The sequence below is a fragment of the Baekduia sp. genome (assembly GCF_035685985.1).
In the GTDB taxonomy this organism is placed as follows: domain Bacteria; phylum Actinomycetota; class Thermoleophilia; order Solirubrobacterales; family Solirubrobacteraceae; genus Baekduia.
On the sequence record NZ_DASRZV010000013.1, the window covers coordinates 49,999 to 76,031 of the forward strand.

27 protein-coding genes and 1 tRNA gene are annotated in these 26,033 nt (G+C 72.9%); 11 read left to right on the forward strand and 17 right to left on the reverse strand.

Features of this window, described 5'->3' with window-relative positions; translation table 11 throughout:
• Positions 1–13: 13 nt before the first annotated feature.
• From VFG42_RS05335 to VFG42_RS05355, 5 genes are all read left to right on the forward strand, one after another.
• A complete protein-coding gene (locus VFG42_RS05335) occupies positions 14–229 on the forward strand; it encodes a hypothetical protein (RefSeq protein WP_324906024.1) in 216 nt (71 codons plus the stop codon).
• Positions 229–2,229: an amino acid permease gene (locus VFG42_RS05340; RefSeq protein ID WP_324906026.1), complete on the forward strand. Its 2,001-nt coding sequence runs from the start codon at positions 229–231 to the stop codon at positions 2,227–2,229. Before VFG42_RS05335 ends, VFG42_RS05340 begins: the two co-directional genes overlap by 1 nt.
• Positions 2,230–2,284: 55 nt before the next feature.
• Positions 2,285–2,710 carry a TrkA family potassium uptake protein gene (locus tag VFG42_RS05345; RefSeq protein ID WP_324906028.1) on the forward strand — a complete coding sequence of 142 codons (426 nt, stop codon included), beginning with the start codon at positions 2,285–2,287 and terminating at the stop codon, positions 2,708–2,710.
• Between the two features lie 13 nt (positions 2,711–2,723).
• Positions 2,724–3,398: a potassium channel family protein gene (locus tag VFG42_RS05350; protein WP_324906030.1), complete on the forward strand. Its 675-nt coding sequence runs from the start codon at positions 2,724–2,726 to the stop codon at positions 3,396–3,398.
• A gap of 41 nt (positions 3,399–3,439) precedes the next feature.
• A tRNA-Gln gene (locus tag VFG42_RS05355) sits at positions 3,440–3,510 on the forward strand.
• A gap of 41 nt (positions 3,511–3,551) precedes the next feature.
• On the opposite strand, the gene VFG42_RS05360 is transcribed toward VFG42_RS05355, so the two are convergent.
• Complete coding sequence (locus VFG42_RS05360; RefSeq protein WP_324906032.1) at positions 3,552–3,755, reverse strand: hypothetical protein; 204 nt, start codon at positions 3,753–3,755, stop codon at positions 3,552–3,554.
• A 34-nt stretch (positions 3,756–3,789) separates the two neighbouring features.
• Positions 3,790–3,942, reverse strand: a complete 153-nt coding sequence (locus tag VFG42_RS05365; RefSeq protein WP_324906034.1) for a hypothetical protein — start codon at positions 3,940–3,942, stop codon at positions 3,790–3,792.
• Positions 3,943–4,056: 114 nt separating this feature from the next.
• Between VFG42_RS05365 and VFG42_RS05370 the strand changes: the two genes are divergently transcribed.
• A complete protein-coding gene (locus VFG42_RS05370; RefSeq protein WP_324906036.1) occupies positions 4,057–4,719 on the forward strand; it encodes a hypothetical protein in 663 nt (220 codons plus the stop codon).
• Positions 4,720–4,775: 56 nt separating this feature from the next.
• On the forward strand, positions 4,776–5,834 hold the full coding sequence (locus VFG42_RS05375; RefSeq protein WP_324906038.1) for a GGDEF domain-containing protein: 1,059 nt from the start codon (positions 4,776–4,778) through the stop codon (positions 5,832–5,834).
• A gap of 104 nt (positions 5,835–5,938) precedes the next feature.
• On the opposite strand, the gene VFG42_RS05380 is transcribed toward VFG42_RS05375, so the two are convergent.
• Entirely contained in the window at positions 5,939–6,472 is a 534-nt protein-coding gene (locus VFG42_RS05380) for a helix-turn-helix domain-containing protein (RefSeq protein ID WP_324906040.1), read from the reverse strand.
• 22 nt (positions 6,473–6,494) lie between these two features.
• Between VFG42_RS05380 and VFG42_RS05385 the strand changes: the two genes are divergently transcribed.
• A complete protein-coding gene (locus VFG42_RS05385) occupies positions 6,495–7,004 on the forward strand; it encodes a hypothetical protein (RefSeq protein ID WP_324906042.1) in 510 nt (169 codons plus the stop codon).
• Here the strand turns inward: VFG42_RS05385 and VFG42_RS05390 are convergent.
• Together VFG42_RS05390 and VFG42_RS05395 are read right to left on the reverse strand one after the other, a co-directional pair.
• The gene (locus tag VFG42_RS05390; RefSeq protein WP_324906044.1) at positions 7,001–8,797 is read right to left on the reverse strand and encodes an ABC transporter ATP-binding protein; all 1,797 of its coding nucleotides are present in this window, start codon (positions 8,795–8,797) and stop codon (positions 7,001–7,003) included. The genes VFG42_RS05385 and VFG42_RS05390 overlap by 4 nt on opposite strands.
• 17 nt (positions 8,798–8,814) lie before the next feature.
• Entirely contained in the window at positions 8,815–10,593 is a 1,779-nt protein-coding gene (locus tag VFG42_RS05395) for an ABC transporter ATP-binding protein (RefSeq protein ID WP_324906046.1), read from the reverse strand.
• 91 nt (positions 10,594–10,684) lie between these two features.
• Here VFG42_RS05395 and VFG42_RS05400 point away from each other — a divergent pair, with 91 nt between their 5' ends.
• Entirely contained in the window at positions 10,685–10,873 is a 189-nt protein-coding gene (locus VFG42_RS05400) for a hypothetical protein (protein ID WP_324906048.1), read from the forward strand.
• A gap of 30 nt (positions 10,874–10,903) precedes the next feature.
• Here the strand turns inward: VFG42_RS05400 and VFG42_RS05405 are convergent, their stop codons facing one another.
• The 4 genes from VFG42_RS05405 to VFG42_RS05420 form a co-directional block, all read right to left on the reverse strand.
• A complete protein-coding gene (locus VFG42_RS05405) occupies positions 10,904–11,143 on the reverse strand; it encodes a hypothetical protein (protein WP_324906050.1) in 240 nt (79 codons plus the stop codon).
• A gap of 113 nt (positions 11,144–11,256) precedes the next feature.
• The gene (locus tag VFG42_RS05410) at positions 11,257–12,405 is read right to left on the reverse strand and encodes a hypothetical protein (protein ID WP_324906052.1); all 1,149 of its coding nucleotides are present in this window, start codon (positions 12,403–12,405) and stop codon (positions 11,257–11,259) included.
• Positions 12,402–14,822, reverse strand: coding sequence for an AAA family ATPase (locus VFG42_RS05415; protein ID WP_324906054.1), 2,421 nt, complete (start codon positions 14,820–14,822; stop codon positions 12,402–12,404). Before VFG42_RS05415 ends, VFG42_RS05410 begins: the two co-directional genes overlap by 4 nt.
• A gap of 142 nt (positions 14,823–14,964) precedes the next feature.
• Positions 14,965–15,180, reverse strand: a complete 216-nt coding sequence (locus tag VFG42_RS05420) for a hypothetical protein (RefSeq protein ID WP_324906056.1) — start codon at positions 15,178–15,180, stop codon at positions 14,965–14,967.
• A 130-nt stretch (positions 15,181–15,310) separates the two neighbouring features.
• Here VFG42_RS05420 and VFG42_RS05425 point away from each other — a divergent pair, with 130 nt between their 5' ends.
• Positions 15,311–17,263, forward strand: a complete 1,953-nt coding sequence (locus VFG42_RS05425) for an alpha/beta hydrolase (protein WP_324906058.1) — start codon at positions 15,311–15,313, stop codon at positions 17,261–17,263.
• On the opposite strand, the gene VFG42_RS05430 is transcribed toward VFG42_RS05425, so the two are convergent.
• The 8 genes from VFG42_RS05430 to VFG42_RS05465 all read right to left on the reverse strand — a co-directional run bounded on the left by VFG42_RS05430 (position 17,260) and on the right by VFG42_RS05465 (position 25,199).
• Positions 17,260–17,526 carry a hypothetical protein gene (locus VFG42_RS05430; protein WP_324906060.1) on the reverse strand — a complete coding sequence of 89 codons (267 nt, stop codon included), beginning with the start codon at positions 17,524–17,526 and terminating at the stop codon, positions 17,260–17,262. The two genes, VFG42_RS05425 and VFG42_RS05430, sit on opposite strands and share 4 nt — an antisense overlap.
• A gap of 30 nt (positions 17,527–17,556) precedes the next feature.
• A complete protein-coding gene (locus VFG42_RS05435; protein ID WP_324906062.1) occupies positions 17,557–18,195 on the reverse strand; it encodes a TetR/AcrR family transcriptional regulator in 639 nt (212 codons plus the stop codon).
• 120 nt (positions 18,196–18,315) lie between these two features.
• Complete coding sequence (locus VFG42_RS05440) at positions 18,316–18,891, reverse strand: response regulator (protein WP_324906064.1); 576 nt, start codon at positions 18,889–18,891, stop codon at positions 18,316–18,318.
• Positions 18,888–20,060, reverse strand: coding sequence for a sensor histidine kinase (locus tag VFG42_RS05445; RefSeq protein WP_324906066.1), 1,173 nt, complete (start codon positions 20,058–20,060; stop codon positions 18,888–18,890). The genes VFG42_RS05440 and VFG42_RS05445 overlap by 4 nt, the downstream gene beginning before the upstream one ends.
• 24 nt (positions 20,061–20,084) lie before the next feature.
• Entirely contained in the window at positions 20,085–20,873 is a 789-nt protein-coding gene (locus VFG42_RS05450; protein ID WP_324906068.1) for a DUF427 domain-containing protein, read from the reverse strand.
• 50 nt (positions 20,874–20,923) lie between these two features.
• A complete protein-coding gene (locus tag VFG42_RS05455) occupies positions 20,924–21,373 on the reverse strand; it encodes a MerR family transcriptional regulator (RefSeq protein ID WP_324906070.1) in 450 nt (149 codons plus the stop codon).
• On the reverse strand, positions 21,370–22,869 hold the full coding sequence (locus VFG42_RS05460; RefSeq protein ID WP_324906072.1) for an MFS transporter: 1,500 nt from the start codon (positions 22,867–22,869) through the stop codon (positions 21,370–21,372). Before VFG42_RS05460 ends, VFG42_RS05455 begins: the two co-directional genes overlap by 4 nt.
• A gap of 170 nt (positions 22,870–23,039) precedes the next feature.
• Positions 23,040–25,199, reverse strand: a complete 2,160-nt coding sequence (locus tag VFG42_RS05465; RefSeq protein ID WP_324906073.1) for an MMPL family transporter — start codon at positions 25,197–25,199, stop codon at positions 23,040–23,042.
• A 114-nt stretch (positions 25,200–25,313) separates the two neighbouring features.
• On the opposite strand from VFG42_RS05465, the gene VFG42_RS05470 reads away from it, so the two are divergent.
• Positions 25,314–25,937, forward strand: a complete 624-nt coding sequence (locus VFG42_RS05470; protein WP_324906075.1) for a TetR family transcriptional regulator — start codon at positions 25,314–25,316, stop codon at positions 25,935–25,937.
• Positions 25,938–26,033 lie beyond the last annotated feature (96 nt).

The following is a 26,033-nucleotide window of genomic DNA, read 5'->3' on the forward strand; positions in this document are numbered from 1 at the left end:
CGAAACCCACACCATGCCCGCGCCTCGCGACGTCCATCGCCAAGCCTCCAACGTCCTGTCGGTCGTTCTGATCGTCCTCGGCGTCGCGATCTTCGTGCGCACGCTGGCGGGCGCGTCGCACGGCTTCGCGCTGGGCTTCCTGCTCGGCCCGCTGTTCGTGGCCGCCGGGATCGGCCGGATCTACATCAACAAGCGCGTGCGCGGTGGCGGCGGGGGCGGGACGCGCTGATGCTCGGCCGCGGCCTCGGACAGCCCGCGCTGTTCGCGATCATCTACACGGCGGTCGCGTCGGCGATCTACTTCTCGCTCGGCGTCGTCGCCGACCACGCGCTCGGCCTGACGCCGATCGTGTTCCTCGTCGCCGGGCTGTTCTTCGCGCTGGCGGCGATGACCTACGTCGAGGGCGCGTCGCTGCACCCCGAGCGCGCCGGGTCGACGGTCTTCGCCCGCTACGGCTTCAACGAGCTGGTCAGCTTCATCGCCGGCTGGGCGATCCTGCTCGACTACACGATCCTGATCGCGGTCACCGCGTTCAGCGCCACCAACTACCTGGCGGTGTTCTGGGGCCGGCTCGGGCACGGGTCGCTGGAGGTCGTGCTGGCGCTGGGGATCGTCGTCTACGTCGCGGCGCGCAACATCCGCGGCTTCTCGAAGTCGCGCGTCAACCGGATCACGGCGCTGGTCCTCGCCGACGTCGGCCTGCAGCTGCTGCTGATCGTCATCGGGCTGGCGGCGTTCTTCGACTGGCACACGCTCGTCGACCCGATCCACCTCGGCACGACGCCGAAGTGGAACGACGTGGTCTTCGCGCTGGGCGTCGCGACCGTCGTGTTCACCGGCCTGGAGAGCGCGGCGGGGCTGTCGGGCGAGGTGACCGCGTCGCGTGGCGCGCTGAAGCGGCTGATCGGCTCGGCGACCGCGGTCGTCATGGTCGTCTACGTCGGCATCGCGCTGGTGGCGATGACCGCGTTCCCGGTCGTGGACGGCAAGACCGAGCTGTCCTCGGGGGAGCACCTGGAGGCGCCGGTCCTCGCGATCGCCGAGACGTTCCACACCGCCTGGCTGAGCGACTTCTTCAAGTACACGATCGCGGTCGCGGCGACGGCCACGCTGATCGCCGCGGCCAACAGCGCGATGCTCGGGCTGTCGCGCCTGGCCTACTCGCTGTCGCGCAACCGGCAGATCCCGAGCGCGCTCGGGCGCCTGCATCCGACGCGGTCGACGCCGTTCGTGCTGATCGTCATCGCGGCGGTGATCGCGGGCGCGCTGATCGTCCCCGAGGACCTCGACTTCCTCGTCGGCATCTACGCGTTCGGCGCGCTGCTGGGGCTGACGATCGCGCACCTGTCGATCATCTCCCTGCGCTACCGCGAGCCCGCGTCGGAGCGCTTCTACAGCGTGCCGTGGTCGGTGCCCTTCCGCGGCGCGTCGCTGCCGCTGCCGGCGGTCATCGGCGCCGTGCTGAGCGCGGCGGCGTGGCTGTCGGTCGTCGTCACGCACGCGGGCGCGCGCTACGTCGGGTTCGGCTGGATGGCCTTCGGCCTGGGGACCTACGTCGTCTACCGGCGCCTGGAGGGCAAGTCGCTGCTCAAGCGCGTGATCGTGCCCGAGGCGGCGCTGAAGCTCGAGCGCGAGGAGCTGGAGTTCGGGTCGATCCTCGTGCCGCTGACCGGCACGCCGCTGGACGACGACATGATCCAGACCGCCGGGCGCCTGGCCGGCGACGAGCGCGACGAGGGCCTCGGCGACGAGGCCGGCTCGACGATCGAGGCGCTGTGGATCTTCGAGGTCCCGATGGCGCTGCCGATCGACGCGCGGCTGCCCGACGCGCAGCTGGAGCGCGCGCGGGCCGCGCTGCGGCGGGCCAAGGCCGTGGGGGAGGAGTACGAGGGCGTCGAGGTCGCGACCGCGACCGTGCGCGCGCGGCGGGCGGGCGCGGCGATCGTCGAGGAGGCGCGCCGGCGCGGCGTGCAGGCGATCGTGCTGGCGGCCGAGGAGCCGTCGCGGATCCGCGGCGGCGCGCTGCTCGGCGGGCGCGGCGGGCCGATGGACAACTTCGTCGGGGACGCCACGAAGTACGTGGTCTCCAAGGCCGGGTGCGAGGTGATCCTGACCGCGCCGCCGTCGTCGGACGTGCCGGTCAAGGACACGACGGATCCCGAGCGGCAGCCGTCGCCGGCCACGAGCGATCAGGGCATCAGCGCGGCGCCGCCGTTGCGCGAGGAATGAGCCGCGCGGGCCGGTGAGGTCCCGATCGGCAGTCCTCTGGGTAATGTTCGCTCCGATGTTCATCCTCATCGTCGGTGCGGGCCGCGTCGGATCGGCCGTCGCCCGGTCAGCCCTGGCCCTCGGCCACACCGTCTCGGTCCTCGACGAGGACCCGTTGTCGCACGAGCGCCTCGAGGTCGGCATGGACCGATCCTGGGAGGAGGCCGGCGGGCGGTTCACGGTCGGCCACGGCATGGAGGTCGACGCGCTGACGGAGGCCGGCATCCAGGACGCCGACGTCTTCATCGCCTCGACCGACGGCGACAACACCAACCTGACGATCTCGCAGATCGCGCAGAAGCACTACGAGGTCGAGAAGGTCATCGTCCGCGTGATGGACCCGGCGCGCGCCGCCTGGTACCGCGAGCAGGGGCTGCACACGATCTGCCCGACGCAGCACGCGATCGAGATGTTCACGTCGGCGCTCTCCGAGATCGGCTAGGAAGGCTTTCGAGATGTACGTCATCATCGCCGGCGGCGGCAAGGTGGGCTGGAACCTCGCGCGCGAGCTGATCGGCAAGGGCAACGAGGTCACGCTGATCGAGTCGCGCCGCACGCGCTACCTGACGATCGAGCAGGAGCTGGAGCACGCGATCCAGTACGGCGACGCGACCGAGCTGTGGGTCCTGGAGCGCGCGGGCATCCAGCGCGCCGACCTCTGCATCGCGGTCACGGGCGACGACGAGGACAACCTCCTGATCTGCCAGATCGCCAAGGAGAAGTACCTCTGCGAGCGGATCATCGCCCGCGTCAACAACCCGCGCAACCGGGCCTGGTTCGAGCTGCTGGGGATCCAGCCGGCGGTGTCCGCCACCGACCTGATCCTGCGGCTGATCGAGCACGAGGTGCCCTCGTACGGGCTGGTGCACCTGCTGGACCTGCGCGACGAGCAGCTGGAGATCATCGAGGTCGAGGTGACGTCGACGTCGCCCGCCGCGGGCCGCGCGGTGCAGGACATGGCGCTGCCCGAGGGCGCGCTGATCATCTCGCTGCTGCGCGAGGGCCGCGGCTTCGTGCCCAAGGCCGACACGGTCATCGAGGCCGGCGACGAGGTCCTGCTCGTGCTCGACCCGGGCCTGGAGGACGCGATCACCGCGCAGTTCGCGCCCGGCACCCGCGACGCGGCCTGACCCGCCGCAGGGCTCTATACTTCTCTGCCGCGGCGCCCCTTTGCCGGATGGTGTAATGGCAACACGCCTCGCTCTGGACGAGGTATTCTAGGTTCGAGTCCTAGTCCGGCAGCTTTGCACGAAACCCCCGCTCAAGCGGGGGTTTCGTCGTCTCTAGCGGCGCCAGAAGACGAGGCGCTGCACGGACGCCTTCCAGATCGCGCCGCCGAGCGGGATCGGGGAGTTCTTGCGCTCGCCGATGGCCTCGATCGGGTTCAGCTTCAGCTCCTGGCCGGTGCCGATCTTGATCGTGCCGTCGTCCTGGCGGGCGCCGTCGAGGTAGATCCAGCCGCGGCGGACCTGGATGTGGTCGTCCATGGGTCGATCGTAGGACGGGCGGGCGTCTCAGCGCTCAGCGGTCGACGTGCGGGCCGCCGGGGAACTGCGGTCCGCGGGCGGGGCGGTCCGAGGCGCACCAGGTCCCGTACCAGGTGCCGTTGGCCACCTTCAGCGCCGTGAAGGCGACGAGGAGGACGAGCAGGATCGCGTAGAGGATCTGCGGCATGGCGGCGGCTCCCGAGCCGGTGGGGTGGTGGTCGAGCCGATGGTCCCGCGCTCGGACGCAGGGCGCAAGCCGGCGCGCAAGTTCCGGCGTGGTCGGTCGATCCACCTGGAAGACGTGCACGAGCTGCCTTCGGCCGATCCCTCGCTGCTGCCCGCGATGCGGGAGCAGGGTGGTGAGCTGGGCCGGCAGTTCGTCGACGTCTTCGTCGGCTTCCGGCTGCGGTTCCACGACGAGCGCGAGGCGTTTCAGTTCTCGCGCCACTTCCGGTTCGCGTCGCCGCGCAGCGCGCTGCGGGACGAGGGCGGAGGGGTCGTGTGGGTCGGCTTCCACGGCTGGGCGTTCGACGCCGGCGACGCGCAGATGCAGGCGGCGTTGGCCGTCCGCCACAGCGCGATCAAGGCGAAGGTGCGCCACATCCCCGCCGCGACCGAAGCGGAGCTGCGCCCGACGGACCGTCTGCTGACGGACGTCCCGAAGGCGCGCAAGGAGCGCGACGACCTGCTGGCCAAGGTCGACGAGCAGGTCCCGCACATGTACGACACGCGCCGCACGGCGCTGGCGGGCGCGTCGCCCGCGCGGCGGCAGATCGGAGCGGGTGGCGTGGCGGCGACGCCGGCGCCGGCGCCGGCGCCGGGGTCCGCCGCGCCGCGTGCCGCCTCGTCGCCGGTCGGCGCGGCGCCGCCGCAGGGGCACGCGACCTCCAAGGCGCCGCCCGGCTTCGCCCCGGGTGCGGGGACGACGGCCGCGCCGAAGCGCCGGCGCCTGTTCGGGCGCTGAACGGCTGACCTCACCGGTCAAGCTGCCCTCCGCGCGGCCGAACACCCGAAGGCGACATGCGGATCCTCTCCGTCGACCGACGCACCGCCCGCTGGGCCCGCGAGCTGCTCGCCGTTCGCTGTGCCGTCGGCGCCTGGATCGCCTTCGGGCTGATCTTCCTCAGCTATCCGCTGCTGCCCGGCGCCCATCGCGCGCACGAGGACGTGCTGTTCGCCGCGGGTGGCTTCGGGCTCGGCTGGGCGCTGCTGCTCGGCACGCTGCCCGCCAAGCGCTCGCTGATCCCGCTCTTCCAGGCCGGGACCGGCCTGTCGCTGGCGCTGATCCCGGTGGCGGTCGCGGCCTCCGGCGGCTCGGCGTCGCCGCTGCGCTCGCTGCCGCTGCTGATCGTCGTCTACTGCTCGTGGTTCTACGAGACGCGGATCGCCGCCGCCGCGCTGGCCGTCGTCTGCGGCCTGCACGTGCTCCCGCTGGCCTACGACGACCGGGCGTTCCGCGCGCCCGGCCTCTCGATCACGATCACGCTCGGGATCACGTTCGCGATGACCGGCGCGCTGATGATGGCCGCTCGCCGCGAGCTGGCCGCCATGCGCGACGACGCCCGCGCCGAGGCGCTGCACGACCCGCTGACCGAGCTGGCCAACCGCCGCGCGCTGATGGCCTGGCTGGGCAAGCACGCCGCCGCGGCCGGACGCCGCGCGACCGACCGGATCGGCCTGCTGCTCGTCGACCTCGACGGCTTCAAGCAGGTCAACACCGACCACGGCCACCACGGCGGCGACGCGGCGCTGACCGCCGCCGCCCAGGCCCTGCGCTCCGCCGCGCGCGCCGAGGACCTCGTCGCCCGCCTCGGCGGCGACGAGTTCGCGATCCTCGTCCCCGACGCCGACCCCGAGACCCTCCGCGCCATCGCCGACCGCGCGATCGTCGCCGTGTCCGCCGCCTCCGAGCGCCTGGAGCTGGACGGCATCCACCTCGGCGCCTCCGTCGGCCTCGCGCTCCTGCCCGACGACGCCACCGACGCCGACTCGCTGCTGCAGGCGGCGGACGGCGCCCTGCGCGCCGCCAAGCGCGCGGGCAAGGGCCGCGTGGTGGTCAGCGGCGCGCTGCCGGCCTGAGCCGGCGGCCGTACCGGGCGCCAACCCCGCGACGCGGGTCACTGCGAACGTCGATCTGACGTCGGGAGTGACCCGGAACGCCGGCGGCGGGTGGGCCGGGCCGGCTAGAGCGCTCCGCGCCGGCGCGTCGCCACGCCGCGGCGCACCGTGATGGCGCGCGCGTCGCGCAGCGCGCGTAGCTCGCGATAGACCGTCGCGCGGGAGGCGCCGGTCAAGGACGACAACTCGGTGACGTGGGCGGGGCCGGCGGCGTCGAGGTGGCGCAGGATCGTCGCGCGGCGGCGGGAGCGCTTGCCGGGCGGCGGCGGTGGCGCCGCCGCCGTCATCGTCTCAGGGTGAGACGAGTCGATCGCGACGAGCAGCTCGCGCAGCGGCGCGGCGAGGTCGCTCTCGCGCGCGGGGCGGTGCCAGCGGCCGTCGGCGTCGCGGGCGATCAGGCCCCAGGCCTGCGCGCCGTCGAGCGCGTGGCGCAGGCCGCCGCGCGTCACCCCGGCAAGGCGTTCCAGCTCGCGCGTGCTCCAGCCGGTGGCGGGAGCGGGGCGGAGGAGGACGGCGGCGAGAAGCCCGCGGCGCGCCGCCGACCCGAAGGGCCAGTCGGCCAGGGAGAGCGGATGGGGCCCGCGCGCGATTCCGTCCACGGCGGAGATATTATCTCGCACCATGAGCTTCGCGATCCCCTCCTTCGCCGACGACGAGATCCGCGCCTGGGACGTCCGCCGCCCCGGCGAGCTGCATCGAGCGCTGACGCTGGCGCCCGACGCCGCCACGCGCCTGCGCGCCGAGGCGGCCGCGGACGGCACGTCGCCGTCGGTCGCGGTGACCGTCAAGCTCGAGGCCGCGCTCGCCGTCGAGCTGCTGCGCTCGCGCGGGATCGCCGACCCGATCGCGCTGCTGGACCAGGTCGCCGACGCCCAGCGCCCGCTCCACGCGCTGTCGACCGCCGAGGCCGACTACGCCCGCTCGCTGACCCTCGACCGCTTCGGCGGCCACGAGCCCGACCTGACGGTCCCGGTCCGCCTCCACAGCCGCGTGCGGACCCACGACGTCGAGGCGCTGCTGGACGTCGTCGGCCTCTGCCGCGCGATCCGCTGGGAGCTGGCGGCGCTGCGCGCCGGCGCGACGATCGCCGAGTGGGCCGCGCTCAGCGCGCTGGCGGGCACGGCGGCCTAAGCCGCCGCCTGCTCCGCCCAGTCGCGGTACAGGCGCCAGTAGTGGCCCTGCGCGGCCAGCAGCTCCTCGTGGGTCCCGGACTCCACGATCCGCCCGTGCTCGAGCACGACGATGCGACCGGCCTGGCGGATCGTCGACAGCCGGTGGGCGATCACGATCGCCGTGCGACCCGCCAGCAGGCGCCGCAGGCCGTCCTCGATGATCGTCTCGGTCCGCAGGTCCACGTTGGACGTCGCCTCGTCGAGCACGAGGATGCGCGGATCGGCGACCAGCGCCCGCGCGAAGGCCACCAACTGGCGCTGGCCCGCCGACAGCTGCACGCCGCGCTCGCCGATCTGCGTGTCCAGCCCCTGCTCCAGGCGCCCGACGAAGTCCCACGCGCCGACCGCGCGGCACGCGCGCTCCAGCACGGCGTCGTCGACCTCGTCGCCCTCGGCCACGCCGAAGGCGATGTTCTCGCGCAGCGTCCCGCTGAACAGGAAGCCCTCCTGCGGCACGATCCCCATCTGCGACCGCAAGGACTTCATGGTGACGTCGCGCAGGTCGTGGCCGTCGACGCGGATCGCGCCCGACGTCGGGTCGTAGAACCGCGCCGCGAGCTTGGCCAGCGTCGACTTGCCCGCGCCGGTCTCGCCGACCAGCGCCACCGTCTGGCCCGGCGGGATGTGCAAGGAGATCTCCGACAGCGCGGTCTTCACGCCCTCGGCGGTCGAGTAGGAGAACGTCACGTCGTCGAACTCCATCTCGCCGCGCAGCGGGCGCGGCAGCTCGTCCGCGTCGTCCGCGTCGACCAGGTCCGGCTGCTCGTCCAGCAGCGCGAAGATCTTGTCCAGCGCCGCCATGCCGCTCTGGTAGGTCGTGTAGACCTGCGACAGCTGCGAGATCGGGTCGAAGAACCCGTTCAGCGCCGCGATGAACCCGACCAGCACGCCGATCGTCACGCTGCCGCTGAGGACCTGGTGGCCGCCGTAGAGCAGGATGCCGACCGTCGCGACCGCGCTGACGAACTCGACCGCCGGGAAGTACGCGGCGTTCAGGTTCACCGTGACCATGTTGGCGCGGCGGTTGTCGGCGTTCAGCTCGGCGAAGTGCCCGACGTGGCGCGGCTCCTGCGCGAACGTCTTCAGCACGCGGATGCCGCTCAGCGACTCCTGCAGGTACGCGGTCAGCGACCCGATCGTCTCGCGCGTGCGGGCGAAGGCGTCCGCCGACGCCAGCCGGAACGCGAACGACCCGACGGCCATCACCGGGAAGATCAAGAACGTCAACAACGCCAGCTTGACGTCGAAGAGCAGCAGGATGACGATCGACCCCACCAACGTGAGCGACGCCTGGAACAACGTGACCACCGCGTCGGTGACCATCTGCTCCAGCGCCTCGACGTCGTTGGTCAGCCGCGAGATCAGCACGCCCGCCGGCCGCCGCTCGTAGAAGCCGACCGGCATCTCCTGCAGGTGGCGGAAGACGTCCATCCGCAGGTCCTGCAGCGCGCGCTGCCCGACCCAGTTGGTCAGGTAGGTCTGGGCGAACGACGTCACCCAGACGACCAGCGCGCTGATGATGAACAACACGACGATGACCGTCAGCGCGCCGGTGTCGCCGCGCGTGATGCCGCGGTCGATCGCCTGCTTGGCCAGCGGCGCCGGCGCCAGCCCGGCGGCCGTGCCCAACACCAAGGCCACGAACATGAGCGCGGTCTGGCGCCGGTAGGGGCGTAGCATCGCGACGATCCCGCTGATCTTGCGCCGGCGTCCGCCCGTCGCGGCCAGCCGCCGCCGCAGGTCATCTCGCATGCGAAACGCAGACGCGCTCACAGGCCCGCCACCTCGCGCTCGGGGTCCTCGCGGTTGAGGAAGACCTGGTCGGGCAGGCCCTTCTCGACGATCTCGCGGTACAGCTCGGAGATCTCCAGCAGCTCGTCGTGCGTGCCCTCGGCGACGATCTCGCCGTCCTCGACCACCACGATGACGTCGGCCAGCGCGATCGTCGACAGCCGGTGGGCGATGACGAACGTCGTGCGCCCGGCCATCACCTCGCGCAGCGCGTCCTTGATGTGCTGCTCGGTCGAGGCGTCCACGGCCGACGTCGCGTCGTCGAGGATCAGGATCCGCGGGTCGGCCAGCAGCGCGCGGGCGATCGCGACGCGCTGGCGCTGGCCGCCGCTCAGCGTCAGGCCGCGCTCGCCGACGCGCGTGTCGTAGCCGTCGGGCAAGGCCATGATGAAGTCGTGGGCCTGCGCGCGCCGCGCGGCCCGCTCGATGTCCTCGCGGTCGACCATCGCGTCGCCGCCGCGCGCGTAGGCGATGTTGTCGGCGATCGTCGAGGAGAACAGGAAGGGGGAGTCGTCGACGGTCGCGATCGCGTGGTGCAGCTGCACCGGGTCGACCGACCGCACGTCGGCGCCGTCGATCGACACCGCGCCGGCGTCCACGTCGTACAGGCGCCCGAGCAACTGCACCAACGTGGTCTTGCCCGAGCCGGTGGCGCCGACCAGCGCGACCGTCGTCCCGGCCGGGACGTCCAGCGACACGTCGCGCAGCGCCGGCCGCGGCGCGTTGGCGTAGGTGAACGTGACGTCGTCGAGGACCACGTGGCCGTTGCCCTCCGGCAGCGGCGTCACGTCCGCCGGCGCGGTGATCCGCGGCCCGCGGTCGAAGATCTCGAACAGCCGCGCGCCGGACGCCGTCGCGCGCTGCGCCAGGCCGAGCGTCATGCCGAGCTGGCGCATCGGCACCAGCAGCATCAACAGGTAGGAGTAGAACGCGGCGAAGTCGCCCAGCGTCATGTGGCCCGCGACCACGCGGCGCCCGCCGATCAGCAGCACGCAGGCCAGGCCGATCTGCGGCAGGAAGCCGATCAAGGGCTGGTAGAACGCGCTGAGCCGCGTCGCGACCATCTCCTGGTCGAAGACCCGCCGCGTCGAGGTCGCGAAGCGCGCCAGCTGCCGGTCCTCGCGGGCGAACGCCTTGACGACGCGCACGCCGCCGATCGACTCCTCCGCGTCGGCGGTCAGCTCCGCGACCCGCTGCTGGACCGCCTGCTGCGCGGGGCGCGCGCGGCGCCCGTAGCGCGACGCGATCACCACGACGAACGGCACCGGCAGCAGCGAGATCGCCGCCAGCAGGGGGTCGACCAGCGTCATCGCGACCCCGGCCAGGATGATCGTCAGCGCCGACTGCATGATGAACACCAGGCCGTAGCCCAGGAAGAAGCGCACGGCCGCCAGGTCGACGGTGGCGCGCGACATCAGCTGGCCGGTCTGCTGGCGGTCGAAGAACGCCAGCTCCAGCGACAGCAGGTGGGTGTACAGGCGCTGGCGCAGGTCGTACTCCACGCCCAGCGACACCCGGCCGGCGACCAGCCGCCGGCCGACGGTCAGCACCAGCCGCGCCACGCCGGCACCCGCCACGAGCAGCCCGTACCGGTCCAGCCGATGGCCGTCGCCCGCGCGGATCTGGTCGATCGCCTGACCGGTCAGCCACGGGATCAGGACGGTCATCGCCATCGCGGCGGCCGCCAGCACACCGGACAGCACGACGCCGCGCCGATAGGGCGCGAGGAAGCCGAGGAGTCGTCGGAAGATCGCCAAGTCCGCACCCAGTCTAGTTGCACGGGAAACGAACCTTCGAAGGCGGGCGCGATCCCGGTCCGCGCGCGGGCCTGCCAAGCTCCGGAGCACGATGGACGACCCGCCCCGCTTCGGCCTCTGCGACCACTGCACGCACCAGAAGCTCATCAAGAGCGGCCGGGGCTCGCTGTTCAGCATGTGCACGCTCGGGCTCAAGGACCCCAACTGGCCCAAGTACCCGCGGATGCCGGTGTCCGAGTGCTCGCGCTTCGACCGCGAGGCCGGCCCGTCGCGGGCGTGAGGCGCAGGAAACGGTCCCCGTGAGCCTCGCTCAGCGGGTCAGGTCCACCGACCGGCGCGCCTCCACCTCATAGGGGTTGGAGGCGTAGCCGCGGTAGAGGTAGCTCAAGGGCATGGAGATCGGCTTGTGCTGCATCTGCCAGACATGGCAGAGCTCGTGGCAGATCAGGTCGGCGCTCGCCCGCTCCAGCGGCGCGCGCAGCAGGATCAGGTCCCACATCGTGTAGCCGTCGAAGCGCGAGAACCACGGCAGCCGGAACAGCCAGGGCACCGTGAGGATCCGGACCGTGCGGCGCAGCGCGACCGGGCGCGGGTAGAGGCCCAGCCGGTCCAGGCGGGCCTTGGCCGCCGCCAGCGCGGCGCGTTCGCTCGGCGTGCGGCGCGTCAGCGGATCCGGAGCGGGGCGAGGACGAGGAACAGCCGCAGGTCGGTGTTGGCCTCCTGCAGCTTGTAGGTGTAGGTCTTGTCGTCGGTGATCGCCTCGACGGCGGGGCGGTCGGGCGAGCGCGTGACGCCGCTGACCGTCGGCGTCTTGGCCGACAGCGTGGCGCTCAGCGGGCGGGCCAGCGCGGTCTGCACGTCGCGCTGGCTGCGGCGGAACAGCAGCGCGGTCGGGTCGGCCTTCTGCTGGACGAGCTTGCCGGTCGTCGCGCTGCGGACCTGGCGCACGCTGGGCGGGAACAGCACCACGGCCTCCGACACGCCGAGGTAGTGGAACGAGTACAGCGCCAGCTCCAGCGCCTCGCGCCGCAGCAGCAGATGGCGGTCGGTCGACGGGCGGCCGGGGATGCGGCTGTCGGCGGTCCCGATGCCGTTCATCCGGTACATGACGCCCGCGCCGTCGTCGAGGAAGCTCACCGCGCCGCCCTGGGCCGCGGGCTGCTGGATGGCGATCGTCACCGGGACCTGCTGGACCTCCAGCGGCCCGCCGACGACGCCGACCAGCTGCCGGCCGTTGGGCAGCTTGTACTCGCCGCCGACGTGCGAGGCGATCTGGTTGGCGGCCGCGGTCCCGGACGTGGCGCTCGGGCGCCACGGCGACCACGCGGGGCCGGCCTTGAGGACGATCGTCGTGTCGTCCTTGCCGCCCGCCAGCACGGCGGCCAGCAGCGCGACCGAGGCGATGCCGACGGCCAGCAGCGCGCCGAGCAGGAACTGGAAGCGCGCGGAGTACCTGGAGTGACGGGCAGCGTCGTCGGCGTCCTCGACGGTGGCGGACCCGGCCGCCGCGGCGCCGGCGCCGGCGCTCGCGCCGGCCTCCGCCGCGGGCGCGGCCGTCGCGGCGACCGCCACGCGCCCGGGGGCGTCGCCCTCGTCGGCCTCCTCCTCCTCCTCCTCGCCCTCCGGCGCAGTCGCCCACAGGCGGCCGGACGCGGCGCGCGGCGTCTCCCGGGGCAGCAGGTCGTCGGGATCCCACTTGGGCTGCGTGCCCGCCGGGTCCGGCGGGCGCTTGCGCGGGTCGGGGCGGTCGCGGGACACGGCCGTCTCCTCGTCCTGCGCGCGGGGCGCGTCGTCGATGTCGTGCTCGCTCACAGCTTCGGCCACAGGGTCTCGTCGGTGGGGTCGATGGTCGGCGCCTCCAGCTCGGCCTGGTCGAGCAGCTCCAGCACGTCGTCGCCGTAGATCTCCTTGCGCTCGACCAGCACGTCGGCGATGTAGGCGACCTTGTCGCGGTTGTGGCGGACGACGGCGATCGCGGTCAGGTAGGCCTGGCCGAGGATCTGCGCGGCCATCCGGCGCTTGTGCGGGTCGGCGAGGATCGTTGCGATCGAGTCGCCGCTCTGCGTCATGCCGCGCGACCGGCTGATGATCTTCAGGCCGATCCGCTCGTAGCGCTCCATGATCTTCTGCTCGGCCTCGTCGCGCTCCTCGTCGGAGGCGAACTCCTTGTGCGACAGGTCGACCGGGACCGGGCCCATGCCCGAGAAGCCGACCATCGCCGCGGCGCGGAACGTGACGCCCTGGATGTCGCCGCCGACGCCCGTGCCGTTCTCCTCGTAGAAGACGTGCTCGGCGGCCATCGCGCCGAGGCCCCAGACGATGTCGGCGACCTCCTGGTGGCGCCACTTGATGAAGCGCTCCTCGACCTCCATCACCTGGTGGTGGCCGAGCGAGCCGCCGCGCTTGCGGATCGACAGGCGCGTCGACAGCACCGACGGCATGTACACGTGCGCGGCGACCGCGTGGCCGGCCTCGTGGATCGCCGTCGAGCGCGACTCCTCGGCGATGTAGTCGATCTTCTGGGCGGTGCCCGACTCGATCGTCGTCATCGCCTCGACGATGTCCTGCCACGTGAACTCGTGGCGGCCCGAGCTGTGCGCGTAGGTCAGCGCCATCGAGCAGATCTGCTCGATCATCGCCGGCGAGTAGCCGTTGGTGATGCGCGCCAGCTCGTCGCGCTTGCGCGGCGCGTCGAGCGCCGGGTCGTGCGCGACCTTCGCCAGGTAGAGGTCGAAGATGTCGGCGCGGTCGTCCTTGGTCGGCGTGCGGAACCACACGTGGCGGCCCATGCGGCCCGGGCGGATCAGCGCCGGGTCGAGGCGGTCGATCGGGACGTTGGTGGCGCCGATGAAGTAGATCTGCTCGGGGCGAGGCCGCGGCGAAGGCAATCGCATGGACTTGCCGAGCAGCTTGCGCGGGACGATGTAGGAGGCGTCGAGGATGTTGTTGACGCGGTTGGTCCAGAACTTCGCCCAGAACTTGGGCTCGTCGACGCCGTCCATCTGCACGAGCAGCTGGTTGAGCGCCATGCCGCCGCCCATGCCGCCCATGCCGCCGGGCATGATGAAGTCGTTGATCCGCCCGTACATCCGCGCCAGGCCGGCGGGCATCACCGGCACGACGCCGGGCGCGCGGCCGGCGAAGAGGTGCTCGCGCCACGCGGCGTTCTCCCTGATGAGGTCGCCGGAGGCCGAGACGGCGCCCCAGGGCCCGTAGTACTGCTGCTCGACCTGCTCGCTGAACAGCGGCTGGAGGCCGGCCGCGTTGGCGCCGTTCAGCGCCTGGCGACGCAGGCCGACGGCGTCGATCTCGTCGATGAAGATGATGCACTGGCCGCCCCACTTGCGGGCGAGCTTGCGCGCCTTGCGGATCAGGAACATCACCACGACGACGTCCATGCCGATGAACGTCTGCGCGAAGCCGGAGCCGGGCATCGTCACGATCGGCGAGTTGAACGACGTCGCGATCGCCTTCGACAGCATCGTCTTGCCCGTGCCCGGCTGGCCGATGAACAGCAGGCCGCGCTCGGGCTTGCCGCCCGCCTTGCGGAACGCCTCGCCGCTCTGCCACAGCTCGATGACGCGGGTGACGTCCTCCTTGGGCTCGGCCTGCCCGCGGACGTCCTCCAGCCGGACGCCCCAGTCGGCGTCGCCGGGCTCGTAGCCCTTCATCTGCTTGAGGCCGAAGAACAGCAGCGGCCCGAAGAGGATCGCGAAGTTGATGAAGAACAGCAGCGGCAGCTGGATGCCGAGGTAGGCGATCGTCACCCAGACCGTGCTGTTGCTCAGGCCGTCGCCGATGCTCGACAGCAGCCCGCCGATCGTCTGGCCGGTGATCAGCGCGATCGTGCCGAGGATGCCGAAGACGAAGACCGCCAGCCACAGCAACAGCTTGAACTTGCCGCGCCAGAACCAGAGGCGGCGGCGGTCGGTCGCGTCCTCGGCCAGCGCCTCGCGGTCGGCGCCGTAGAGGCTGGGGCGGGGGATGAAGCGATGGGCGACGACGTCGATGAGCCCGCGGAAGGCGGCGACGCAGACGATCGTGGCCAGCAGCGCCCAGCCCCACGGCCAGTCGTCGACGCCGATGAGGATCGCCATCAGCGCCGGGCTGGTCAGGACCGCCACGACCGTCGCGGCGCGCGACAGCCGACGCCATTCGGACGCGAGCGCCTGGCGGGCGTCGGCGCCGGCCGGGACAGGACTCGTCCCGGTGCTCCCCTCGGACTCCATGCCGAGAGGGTAGTGGCGCCGGAGCCGAAGTCCAGCAGGGCGCGGGTCCCGGCGCGCCGGGCTCGTTGGGGACCCGCGGCGCGCTCAGATGCGCGGGATGCTGGGCAACCCGCGCCCGGAGCTCACGGGTTTGCCGTCGGCGTCAGATGCGCGGGATGCCCAAGACCATGTGCGGGGCCGCCGCGGCGTCGGCGGGGCGGGCGTCGGAGGCCGCCGACGCGGTGGGCGCGTCGTCGCGGAACTCGAGCTCGCCGCGGCACTTGGGACACGAGCCCAGGACGCGCAGCCCCTCGGCCATCGCCGGGGTGTTCCAGGTGAACGCGCAGCCGGTGCAGCGCACCGCGTAGTGGTCGGACATCAGGGACCGCATCGGCGGCACGGCGCCGGCGCTTGACTCGGCCGTTCGTCCAGCTACGGCGCCCGGTCCTGAGGGTGCGGCGGGCCGTCGGTCGATCCCCGACGGTCGCAGCGAGTACGGTCCTCGCCTCATGTCCCGCCGCGTCCTGCCTGCCGTCTTCGCCGTCGCCGCCTTCCTCGTCCTCGGCGCGGGCCCCGCGCAGGCGCTCACGACGACGCCGTGCAAACACTCCTCCAATTTTCGGTGCGGCACGGTGGCCGTGCCGCTGGACCGCTCCGGCGGGGTCCCGGGGACGGTCAAGCTGGCGGTCGCCGTCGAGAACGCGCGCAAGGGCGCCGACGGCTACCTGCTGGCGCTCTCGGGCGGCCCGGGCCAGCCGTCGGTCGGCTTCGCCGACTCGTTCCGCGTGTCGCTGGCGCCCGCCCTCCGCCACCGCCGGCTCGTGCTGCTCGACCAGCGCGGGACCGGGAAGTCGGGCGCGCTGACGTGCCCGGCGCTGCAGCGGCTGGGCACGCTGGACCCGGTCGACACCCACCTCGTGCAGGCGTGCGCGGAGAGGCTCGGCCCGGCGCGGCGGTTCTACTCGACGACCGACAGCGTCCAGGACATCGAGGCCGTCCGCCAGGCGGTCGGCGCGCCCGCGCTGGAGGTCATGGGCGTCAGCTACGGCACCTACGTGGCGGTCCAGTACGCGCGGCGGTTCCCCGCGACGACCGCCGGGCTGATCCTCGACTCGGCCGTCGGCCCCGACGGGATCGACCCCTACTTCTTGGACACCTTCGAGCGGCTCGGGCGGATCCTGCGCGACCAGTGCGCGGGCTCGCGCTGCGCGACGGCGACCACCGACCCGGTCGGCGACCTCGGTCGCCTGACCCGCACGCTGGCCGCCCGGCCGGTGCGCGGGACGATCCCGGCCGCGCACGGGCGGGGCGTGACGACGTCGATCCGCGACGAGTCCGAGCTGCTGTTGATGATCATGTCGGGCGACCTCAACCCGTTCCTGCAGGCGGCGCTGCCCGGCGCGATCGACGCGGCGGCCCACGGCGACGCGGCGCCGCTGCTGCGCCTGCGCCGCCTGGCCCAGGGTCCGGACACGCCGGTGTCCGACTTCAGCGCCGGCCTCAACGTCGCGACGACCTGCGCCGACGTGGCGCTGCCCTACACGTGGGCGACGCCGTTCCCCGATCGCTGGAGCGCGTGGCTGCACGGCAGCGACGCGGTCCCCGACAGCGCGTTCGCGCCGTTCACGCGCCACGCGGTCATCGACACGTCGGTCGCCCACGACTGCCTGCGCTGGCCGCAGGGCGACCTGCCCGCCGCGCCGTCGACCGCGCCGCTGCCCGACGTCCCGACGCTCCTGCTCAGCGGCAGGCTCGACACGCGCACGCCGACCGAGAACGCGCGCGAGCTGCTGCCGGCGCTGCCGCGCGCCCAGCTGCTGACCGTCGCGGGCACCGGCCACGACGTGCTCGACAGCGACACCACCGGCTGCGCGGCCAAGGCGCTGGGCCGCTGGGCCGACGGCCAGGCGATCGGCGACCCGTGCCAGGGTCGCGACAACGCGGTGACCGTGCTGTCGCGGCCGGCCGGGAGCCTGTCGGACTACCGGCGGGCGCCAGGCGTGGCGGGCGAGCGCGGGCGCGAGCTGTTCGCGGTGCTCGACACGCTGGCCGACGCGCAGGTCTCCGCGCTGCAGACGATCTTCGCGGGCTTCACGAAGGTCGAGGGCGGCGGGCTGCGCGGCGGCTGGTTCGGGGCGGCGGCCGACGGCGTCTCGCTGCGGCTGCACCGCTACCAGCTGGTGCCGGGCCTGCGGGTCACCGGGAGCGTGCGGACCTCGCCGGCGGGCGGCGCCGTCGGGGCGGTCGTCGTCGACGGGCCGGGACGCCTGGACGGGCGCCTGACGATCTCGGCCAAGGGCGTGGTCAGCGGGACGCTGGGCGGCGAGCGCGTGCGCTACCGGCCGTCGCGGGGGTCGGCGGCGTCCTCGGGCGCGCGCGGGCGCGTGCCCGCGCGGGTCGCTCCGCCGACGCGCGCGCGGCTGCGCCGGGCGCTCGCGGTCCGGCGCGCGGGCCTGCGCTAGCTCGTCGCGTGCGGCTCGCCGTCGGCGGGCGTGGCCTGGTAGGCGGCCTCCAGCTCGCGCTCGCGCGCGGCCCGGCGGTTGCGCTGCCCGAGCGCCACGACGCTGCCGACGATCAGCCCGGCGAAGATCACGAACGCGATCGGCAGGATCACGCCGTCGCCCTTCTTCAGCGAGGTCGTCGCGACCGCGACGGCGAGGCCGATCAGGAAGATCGCGATCCCGGTGACGGGGCGGGCGCGGTAGAAGTCCAGGACGGAGCGCATCGTCCAAGACGATAACGCCGCCGCGCGCGGTCAGCCGCCGACGACGAGCGCCGCGTGGATCAGGCGCGTGGCGGTCTCGGTCAGCCGCGGCAGGTCCTCGGCGCGGTCGTCGGCGAGGTTGACCAGGATCAGCTCCCGCAGCGCGTGGACCAGCTCGGCGGCCATGTCGGGGTGGACGGCATAGCCGGGCGGCAGCTCGTCGACGTGCTGCTCGGCCAGCGTGACCATCATGGAGGCGAACTGCTCGTCGATCGCGCGGCGGAGACGCAGCGCCTCCGGGCCCGCGACCTCGACGTCGCGCAGGAACACGCGCGCCAGGCCGGGCTCCTCGGCCAGCGTCCGCAGGTACACGCGCACGCCGGCGGCGATCCGCTCGTCGTAGGGCTGCCCGGCGCTGTCGAGCACCGCGGCCGCGGTCTGCGCGCGCAGCAGGTCGCCGCAGGTCGAGTAGGTGGCCAGGAAGCAGTCCTCGAGGTCGTCGAAGTGCTGGTGGAACCGGGAGCGGGGCAGGCCCGCCCGGGCGGTGACGGCCTCGACGGTCAGCTGCGGGTAGGCCAGCTCGGTCAGCGCGTCGGCCATGCCCGCGACCAGCCGGGCGCGCTCGGCGCCCGCCGCGTCCGCGCGCAGGGCGCTCACGAACCGTGAGGTCGTCGTCGCGGACCGGGACACGCTGGGTACCGTAGCGTTCCTGACCGTTGGGCGCGGCGTTCGAGACACGCGCGTCTACCCTTCTGGGTAGGGCCGGCGCGTGCGGAGCGTCGACCGCCGCGCCCCGGCGCGGGCCCGCGCCTACGCCTGGACGGCCGCGATCTCCACCCGCAGCCGCTCGATCATCCCGTCGATCCGCCGCGCGACGTCGCGCTGGTCGATGCGCAGCGTGTCGGCGACCTCGGCGGGCGAGGTCCCGTCGATCATCATCGCCAGGATCGGCTGGTCCTCGGCCTCGATCCGCGTGCCCGCGTGCTCCAGCAGCTCGCGCGGGACCGGCGGCAGGACGCGGTCGCCGCGGGCCACGGCGCGCAGCGCGTCGAACAGCTCGGGCGCGGGGGCCGACTTGTTCATCAGCCCGTCGGCGCCCGCGAGGATCGCGGGGACGACCATCGCGCTGTCGGCGTAGGCCGAGTACAGCAGCACGGCGGGCGCGGGCTGCTCGCGCTTCATCCGCCGGCAGAGCTTCAGCCCGTCGGCGCCCGGGAGGTGGTAGTCCAGCAGCACGACGTCGGGGCTGGTCCGCTCGAGCATCGCCGGCAGATCGTCCTCGGAGGACGCCGCGCCCAGCGGAACGATGCCGGGCTCGGCGCGCAGGACGGCCGTGAGACCGGCCCGCATCGCGGGATGGTCGTCGACGATGAGCAGGCGGATCATGGGGAACCTCCGGGGGTGGGGAGAGCGAGGGCCACGGACGTGCCGTGCCCTCCTGGTCCGGGTCCGATGCGCAGGTCGGCGCCGATCGTCTCGGCGCGCCCGTGCATGGAGCGGAGGCCGTGGCCACCGGGGCGTGGCTCGGCCGGCATGCCGACTCCGTCGTCGGCGATGGTCAGGCGGATCATGTCAGGGGAGGCCGCCAGCGTGACCTCGATCGCCGTGCAGCCGGCGTGGCGCACGGCGTTGGTCAGCGCCTCGGCGGCGATGCGGTAGGTGTGCGCCGCGACCAGCGGCGGCAGCGACGGCAGGCGGCCGCGGACGTCGATGCGCGCGACGCCGGTGCGCGACAGCTCGTCGGCGCGCTCGCGCAGCAGCTCGTCGACCGGACGGCCGTCCAGCGGCGTGCGCAGCTCGGCGACGCTGGTCTCCATGTCGGCGGTCGCGTTGCGCAGCTCGGCCAGCGCGCCGTCCAGCAGCGCGCGGTTGTGCGTGTCGCCCGCGTCGGCGTCCAAGGCCGACAACATCAGGTGCGCGGCGTGGACGCGCTGCTTGGCGGAGTCGTGCAGCTCCCAGGCGATCCGCTGGCGCTCGGCCTGCAGCGCCAGCCGCTCGGAGTGCGAGCGCGCGACGCGCAGGCGGTCCAGCAGCAGCGAGGAGTAGGCGAGCGTGGTCGTGACGATCACGGGAACGAACAGGTGGGTGGCGAGCGTCTCCAGCCTGATGGTGTTGCTCAGCGTGTCGGCCGGCAGCTTCTCGGTCAGCCAGGCGACCGCTCCATACAGCGCCGAGGAGCCCAGGCCCCAGGCGAACGCCGCGCGCCACGGCAGCGAGGTCGCGGGCAGCACGAGCGTCGTCAACGTGAAGACGTAGAACGGGCTGCGCCAGTCGCCGCCCGACAGCACCAGGCCGAGCGCGGCCAGGCCGTCGGCCGCCCAGACCGCCGGGGCCCACTCCCAGTCCTCGGTCCGGCGCAGCGTCCACAGCGACAGCGGGGTCCAGACGGCGGTGATCACCGCCAGCAGCGGGTCGGCGTGGGTGACCCGGTGCGCGAGCAGCAGGACGATCGCCAGCGCCGCGCCGAGCACCCGCGTCATCGTCAGCAGGGCGAACCATCGGTGCGCGCGCAGCGTGCGCAACGCGATCCGCTCCCGCCGCCTACCGCCGTTCACCCGCGGCACGCTCTCACGCGCACCTCAAGATCTGATGAACGCGGTGTGAGCGTCTCCCCAGAAGGAGACCAGCCCCTTGACGCGCGTCGCCTCGGCGTACGGATCCTCGTAGGACCAGGCGGCGTCCTCCAGGCGCGTGCCGTCGGCCAGCTCGACGGTCCAATAGGTCGCCGTGCCCTTGTACGGGCACCAGGACGTCGTCTCCGTCGGCCCGTGCAGGGTCGCGGTCACGTCCTCGCTCGGCAGGTACTGGCGGTTGGGCAGCGCGGTCTCGCTGAGCACGAGCGCACGGTCGGAGGACGCGATCGCCTGGCCGTCCTTCGCCGTGACCTCGACGTGCCCGGCCGCCCGGCGCACGTCCACGCGGTGGTAGGGATCGGGGAAGCCCTGGACCTCGTCGTCCTCGTCCAGCCGGCGGTCGAAGCGCTCCAGGTAGACGCCCGCGTAGCCGTCCAGCCACGCGGCCGGGGCGAGCGGCTCGTCGTAGACCCACAGCGCGTTCTCGGCGACGCGGTCGCCGACCGTGACCGTGCGGTAGGACGCGTCGCCCTTGAACGGGCAGTGCGTGGCGTGGTCGGTGCGCGTGAGCGCGTCGGCGCGCACGTCGGCCAGCGGCACGTAGAGGGCGGGCTTCAGGCCGGTCTCGTGGACGAGGATCGAGCCCTCGGTGTCGATCACGGTCTCGCCGCCGAGCTCGGCGCGCACGCGGCGCGGCAGCGGCGTCGCGAGGAGCCGATGCCGCGGCCCGTCGATCGCGTAGTTGGCGGGGCCGGGCTCCCCGGCGAGCGGCCCCGGAGCGTGCGTGAGGCTCATGCCGTCGACACTAGCGCCGCGTCCGAGCGGGCGGGCCGGGTGGCCGGGACCTAGCCCAGCTCGGCCATGCGCGCCTTGACGCGCTCCCGGCGCTCGTCGAGGTCGCGCTCGAACGCGGCGATCTCGTCGCGGCGGCGGGCCAGCAGCTGGGCCTGGCGCTCGACGTGGGCCAGCGCGCGGTCGAGGATCTCGCGGCGGCGGCGCTTGCCCGGGTTGCCGTGGTGCCACTCCTCGGCCAGCGCGGCGCGCTCCTCCTCGGCGGCCAGCAGCTCGCGCAGCTCCTCCAGCGAGACGCCGAGCAGCGTCTTCAGCCGCAGCGCCTCGCGGAGGCGCTCGACGTCCTCCTCGCCGTAGGTGCGGTGCTGCCCGGCCTCGCGCTCGGCGCCGCCGGTGCGCAGGAGCCCGATCTCCTCGTAGTAGCGGATCGTGCGCGTGGTCGTGCCGACGCGCTTGGCGACCTCGCCGATGCGCAAGGGCGCGGTCTCGGTCGACGCGCTCACGCGGCCACCTCGGCGGCCTCGACCTGCGCCTCCCGGCGCGTCGCCGGACGTAGGAGCGAGACGAGCGCGCCGAGGACGGCGGTCCCGGCCAGGACCCACAGCGCGACGTGCATGTTGTGGATGAACGGCTCCAGCGCGGCGTCGCTCAGCCCGGAGGTGACGCCGGAGAAGATCGACAGCAGCACGTTGGTCGGGACGGCCGCGGTGATGATCCCGAGCACGAACGCGATCGACAGCACCGAGCCCGTGTTCTGCAACATCATGCGCGTGCCGCCCGCGATCCCGCGGCGGTGCGCGGGCACCGAGCCCATCATCGCGGCGGTGTTGGGCGAGTTGAACATGCCGGACCCGAGGCCGTTGACCAGCAGCCAGAACGCGGCCAGCCAGTACGACGAGCCGGTGCCGAGCATCGTCATGCCCGCGAGGCTGACCGCGACGACGACCATGCCCAGCGCGGCCAGCGACCGCGCGCCGTGCTTGTCGGCGTAGGCGCCGGCCAGCGGCGAGGAGATCAGCATGCCCAGCGCCATCGGCGCGAGCTTGAGGCCGGCGAGGATCGGGTCGTCGCCCAGCGCGCCCTGGAAGTAGAGGACGAAGACGAACGTCAGCGCGAAGCGCGACAGGCCGTTGAGGAACGCGGCGCCGGTGGCGGCCGCGAAGCCGCGGTCGCGGAACAGGCCGAGGTCGAGCATCGGCGAGGGATGGCGCAGCTCGGTCAGCACGAACGCGGGGAGGAGGACCGCGGCGACGACGAGCGCGACGATCGTGTGGGTGTCGTCCCACCCGACGATGCCGCCGCGCGAGATCCCGTAGGTCAGGCCCGTGAGGCCGATGACGAACGTGAAGGTGCCGGGCCAGTCGAAGCGGTGGTCGACCTCCGGGCGGACCAGCTCCTGCAGGACGGTCGCGGCCCACAGCGTGCCCGCGATCCCGAACGGGACGTTGAACCAGAACACCCAGTGCCAGGAGATCTCCACCAGCGCGCCGCCGAGCACCGGGCCGAGCACGAGGCCGACGCCGGCGACCATCACGTTGGTCCCCATCGCCACGCCGAGCTGCTCCTTGGGGAACGCGTCGGTGACCAGCGCGGAGGCGTTGGCGAACAAAAGCGCGCCGCCGATGCCCTGGACCACGCGCCAGATGATGAGGTCGGTGCCGCCCGACGCGAACCCGGCGCCGAGCGAGGCGACCGTGAAGACCGCGAAGCCCGTGACGAACGCGCGCTTGCGCCCGAAGAGGTCCGAGAGCCGCCCGAACGTGAGCACCAGCACGGTGCTGGCGATCATGAACGCGAGGATCACCCAGACGAGCGTGAGCAGCGAGACCCCGAGCGCCTTCTCCAGATCCGGCAGCGCGATGACGAGCGTGCCCGAGTTGATCGTCGCCAGCAGCATGCCCAGCGACGTGCAGCTGAGCGCCCACCACTTGTAGCTCGGGTGCTCGGCGTGGACGCCGATGCGGCGACGTGGGGCGGGAGAGGCGTTCGCGGCAGACATCGAGGTTCGATGTTACCCGAACTTCTTTTTTACGTACACGTCAGGTTTTGGCCGCATGGCCTCGAACTGCGGAGAACCTGTTCCGGGTCGATTTATGGCGGCTATGCCGACATAGAGCGACCCGGATCCCTTGCTTGGGTGCCGAACGGCGTCGAGCGCGACAGCGCGACCTACGCCGGCACCTTCACGCGGTTCTCCGCCTCCTCGGCCGGCCCCTCGATCGACAGGCGCGGCAGCCGCGCGTCCAGCCACGCGGGCATCCACCACGACGCGCGCCCGAAGAGGTGCATCAGCGCCGGCACCAGCACCAGGCGGATCACGAAGGCGTCGAAGAGCACGGCCGACGCCAGGCCGACGCCGAAGAGCTTGATCGTCCGGTCGTCGCCGAGGACGAAGGAGCCGAAGACCGAGATCATGATGATGGCCGCGGCCATGACGACCTTGCCGGTCAGCGCCAGGCCGTGGCGCACGGCGAACCCGGCGTCCTTCGTGTGCTCCCACTCCTCGTGCATCCGCGTGACGAGGAAGACCTCGTAGTCCATCGACAGCCCGAAGATGATGGCGAACAGCATCACCGGCAGGAACGGCTCGATCGGCGACGTGGTCTCGACCCCGATCAGCGACGCCAGGTGGCCGTCCTGGAAGATGAAGGTGATGACGCCCAGCGCGGCGCCGATCGACAGCAGGTTGAGCACCGCCGCCTTGGCCGGGATCAGCAGCGACCGGAAGACGACCGCCAGCAGCAGCAGCGACAGGCCGATCACCACGCCGATGAACAGCGGCAGCTTGCCCGCCAGCACGTCGCCGAAGTCGACGGTCGATGCCGTGGCGCCGCCGATCGACACCGCCTCCAGCGCACCGCCCGACGCGGCCCGCACGCCCGGCACGACGTGGTCGCGCAGGTTCGACAGCAGGTCCTTGGTCGCCGCGTCCTGCGGCTTGCTGGCCGGGATCACCGTCAACGTCGCCGCGTCGCCCTGCTCGTTGACGTTGGGTTGCGACACCGCCGCGACGTCGCGGGCCTTCGACAGCGCGCCGCGCAGCTTGACCAGCTGGGCCTGGCCGCCGTCGCCCGGCTTGACCTCGGCGACGACCAGCAGCGGGCCGTTGAAGCCCGGCCCGAAGCCCCGGCTGAGCAGGTCATAGGCCTTGCGCGTCGTCGTGCTCGGGTTGTTGTTGCCCGCGTCGCTGGAGCCCAGGCGGATGCCGAGGACCGGGGAGGCGACGAGCAGCAGCACGACCAGCGCGCCGGCCGCGAACGCGCCGGGGCGGCGCGCGACCAGCGCGCTCCAGCGGCCCCAGCCGCGCGGCTCGGCGTGCTCGACGTCGATCGACGGCACCTTCACGCGCCTGCCCCAGAACCCGAGCAGCGCCGGTAGCAGCGTCAGCGAGCTGAGCATCGTCACCGCCACGGCGGCCGCCGACGCGATCGCCGGACCGTTGAGGAACGACACCCCCAGCAGCAGCATGCCCAGCAGCGCGATCACGACCGTCGTGCCCGCGAACAGCACCGAGCGGCCCGCGGTGTCCATCGCGGTCAGCGTCGCCTCGCGCACGTCGGCGCCGCCGGCGCGCTCGCCGCGGAAGCGGTTGATCACCAACAACGCGTAGTCGATGCCGACCCCGAGCGCGATCATCACCGCCAGCGTGGGGGCGAAGTCCGCGATCGAGAACGCGCCGGTCGCGGCGTAGACCAGGCCCATCGCGGCGGCGATCGCCGCGAAGGCCGACAGCAGCGGCATCGCCATCGCGACCGCCGAGCCGAGCACCAGCACGAGCACGACGATCGCCACGACGATGCCGATCACCTCGCCGGCGCCGGTCTCCGGCCGCTCGGCCATCTGGATCGCCTGGCCGCCCAGCTCCACCTGCAGGCCGCCGGTCGCCGCGTCGTGCGCGGTGTCGACGACGCGGTCGACGTCCGCCTTGTCGAGGTCGACCGCCTGCCGGTCGAACAGCAGCGACGCGTAGGCGGTCTTGCCGTCCTGGCTGATCGTGCCGGCGCTGGCGTAGGGGCTGACGGCCCCGGACACCGACGGGAGCTTGGACACCTCGGCGACCAAGGCGTTCACCTTCGCCTTGGTCGCCGGGTCGTTGAGCGAGCCGCGCTGGACGTGGAACACGATCTGGCTCGTGTCACCCGCCTGCTGGGGGAAGCGGTCGCGGAGGAGGTCGAGGGCGCGCTGGGACTCCGTTCCCGGCAGCGTGAAGTTGTTGACGTATCCGGAGCCGACGCCCGCGGCGAGCGCTCCGGCGGCGGCGATGAAGACGATCCACACCGTCGCGACGAGGCGACGGTGGTCGTGGGAGAGGGCGGCAAGGCGACGCATGGCCTCCCAGAGAAGCACACTCCGCGCAGATTTGCAACGAGTGCAGAAATGCGGCTTGTGCAAACAGACAGATGGTGCAGTTCTGCACTTCCGTCGGATAGACTGCAAGGGCCCATGGGTCTGCGGGAACGCAAGAAGGAACAGACGCGTCGGAACATCGAGGACGCGGCCATCCGGCTCTTCCGGGAGCGCGGCTATCAGGCGACGACCGTCGCCGAGATCGCCGAGGCCGCCGACATCGCGCCGCGCACGTTCTTCTCCTACTTCCCGTCGAAGGAGGCCGTGCTCTTCGGCGACTTCGACGAGAGCTTCGAGGCGCTCAACGCCCACATGGACCAGCGCGGGCCCGAGGAGACGACGTTCGACGCCGTCCGCGCCTGGATCGGCACGCTGATCGAGGACAAGGACCACGATCACGAGCGCGACGCCTGCCGCCGCCGCCTGATCGCCGGCAACGAGGTCCTCGAGGCCCACGAGCGCCACCTGATGGGCCGCTTCGAGCGGCTGCTGGCCGAGAACGTCGCCCGCGACCTGGGCGACGCGCCCGACGACCTCCAGCCGCGGCTGGTGGCCGCCGCCGCGATCGCCGCGCTGATGGCGATGTCGAGCAAGGCCGACGAGGACGGCCACGAGCCCAAGGGCATCGACGAGGAGGGCCTGGCCCAGCTCGACGACGCCTTCGCGTTCCTGCGCGGCGGCATCGCGGCGCTGCAGGAGCGCCGCGCCTCGCGGGCCTGATCCGCGGCGGGCCGGACGCCCGTCGAACGCGGTCCGCGCGCCCGGGTGCGGCTGCCCGCACTCGTGGCAGCACCCGGCGGATTTGGGGGATGTCCC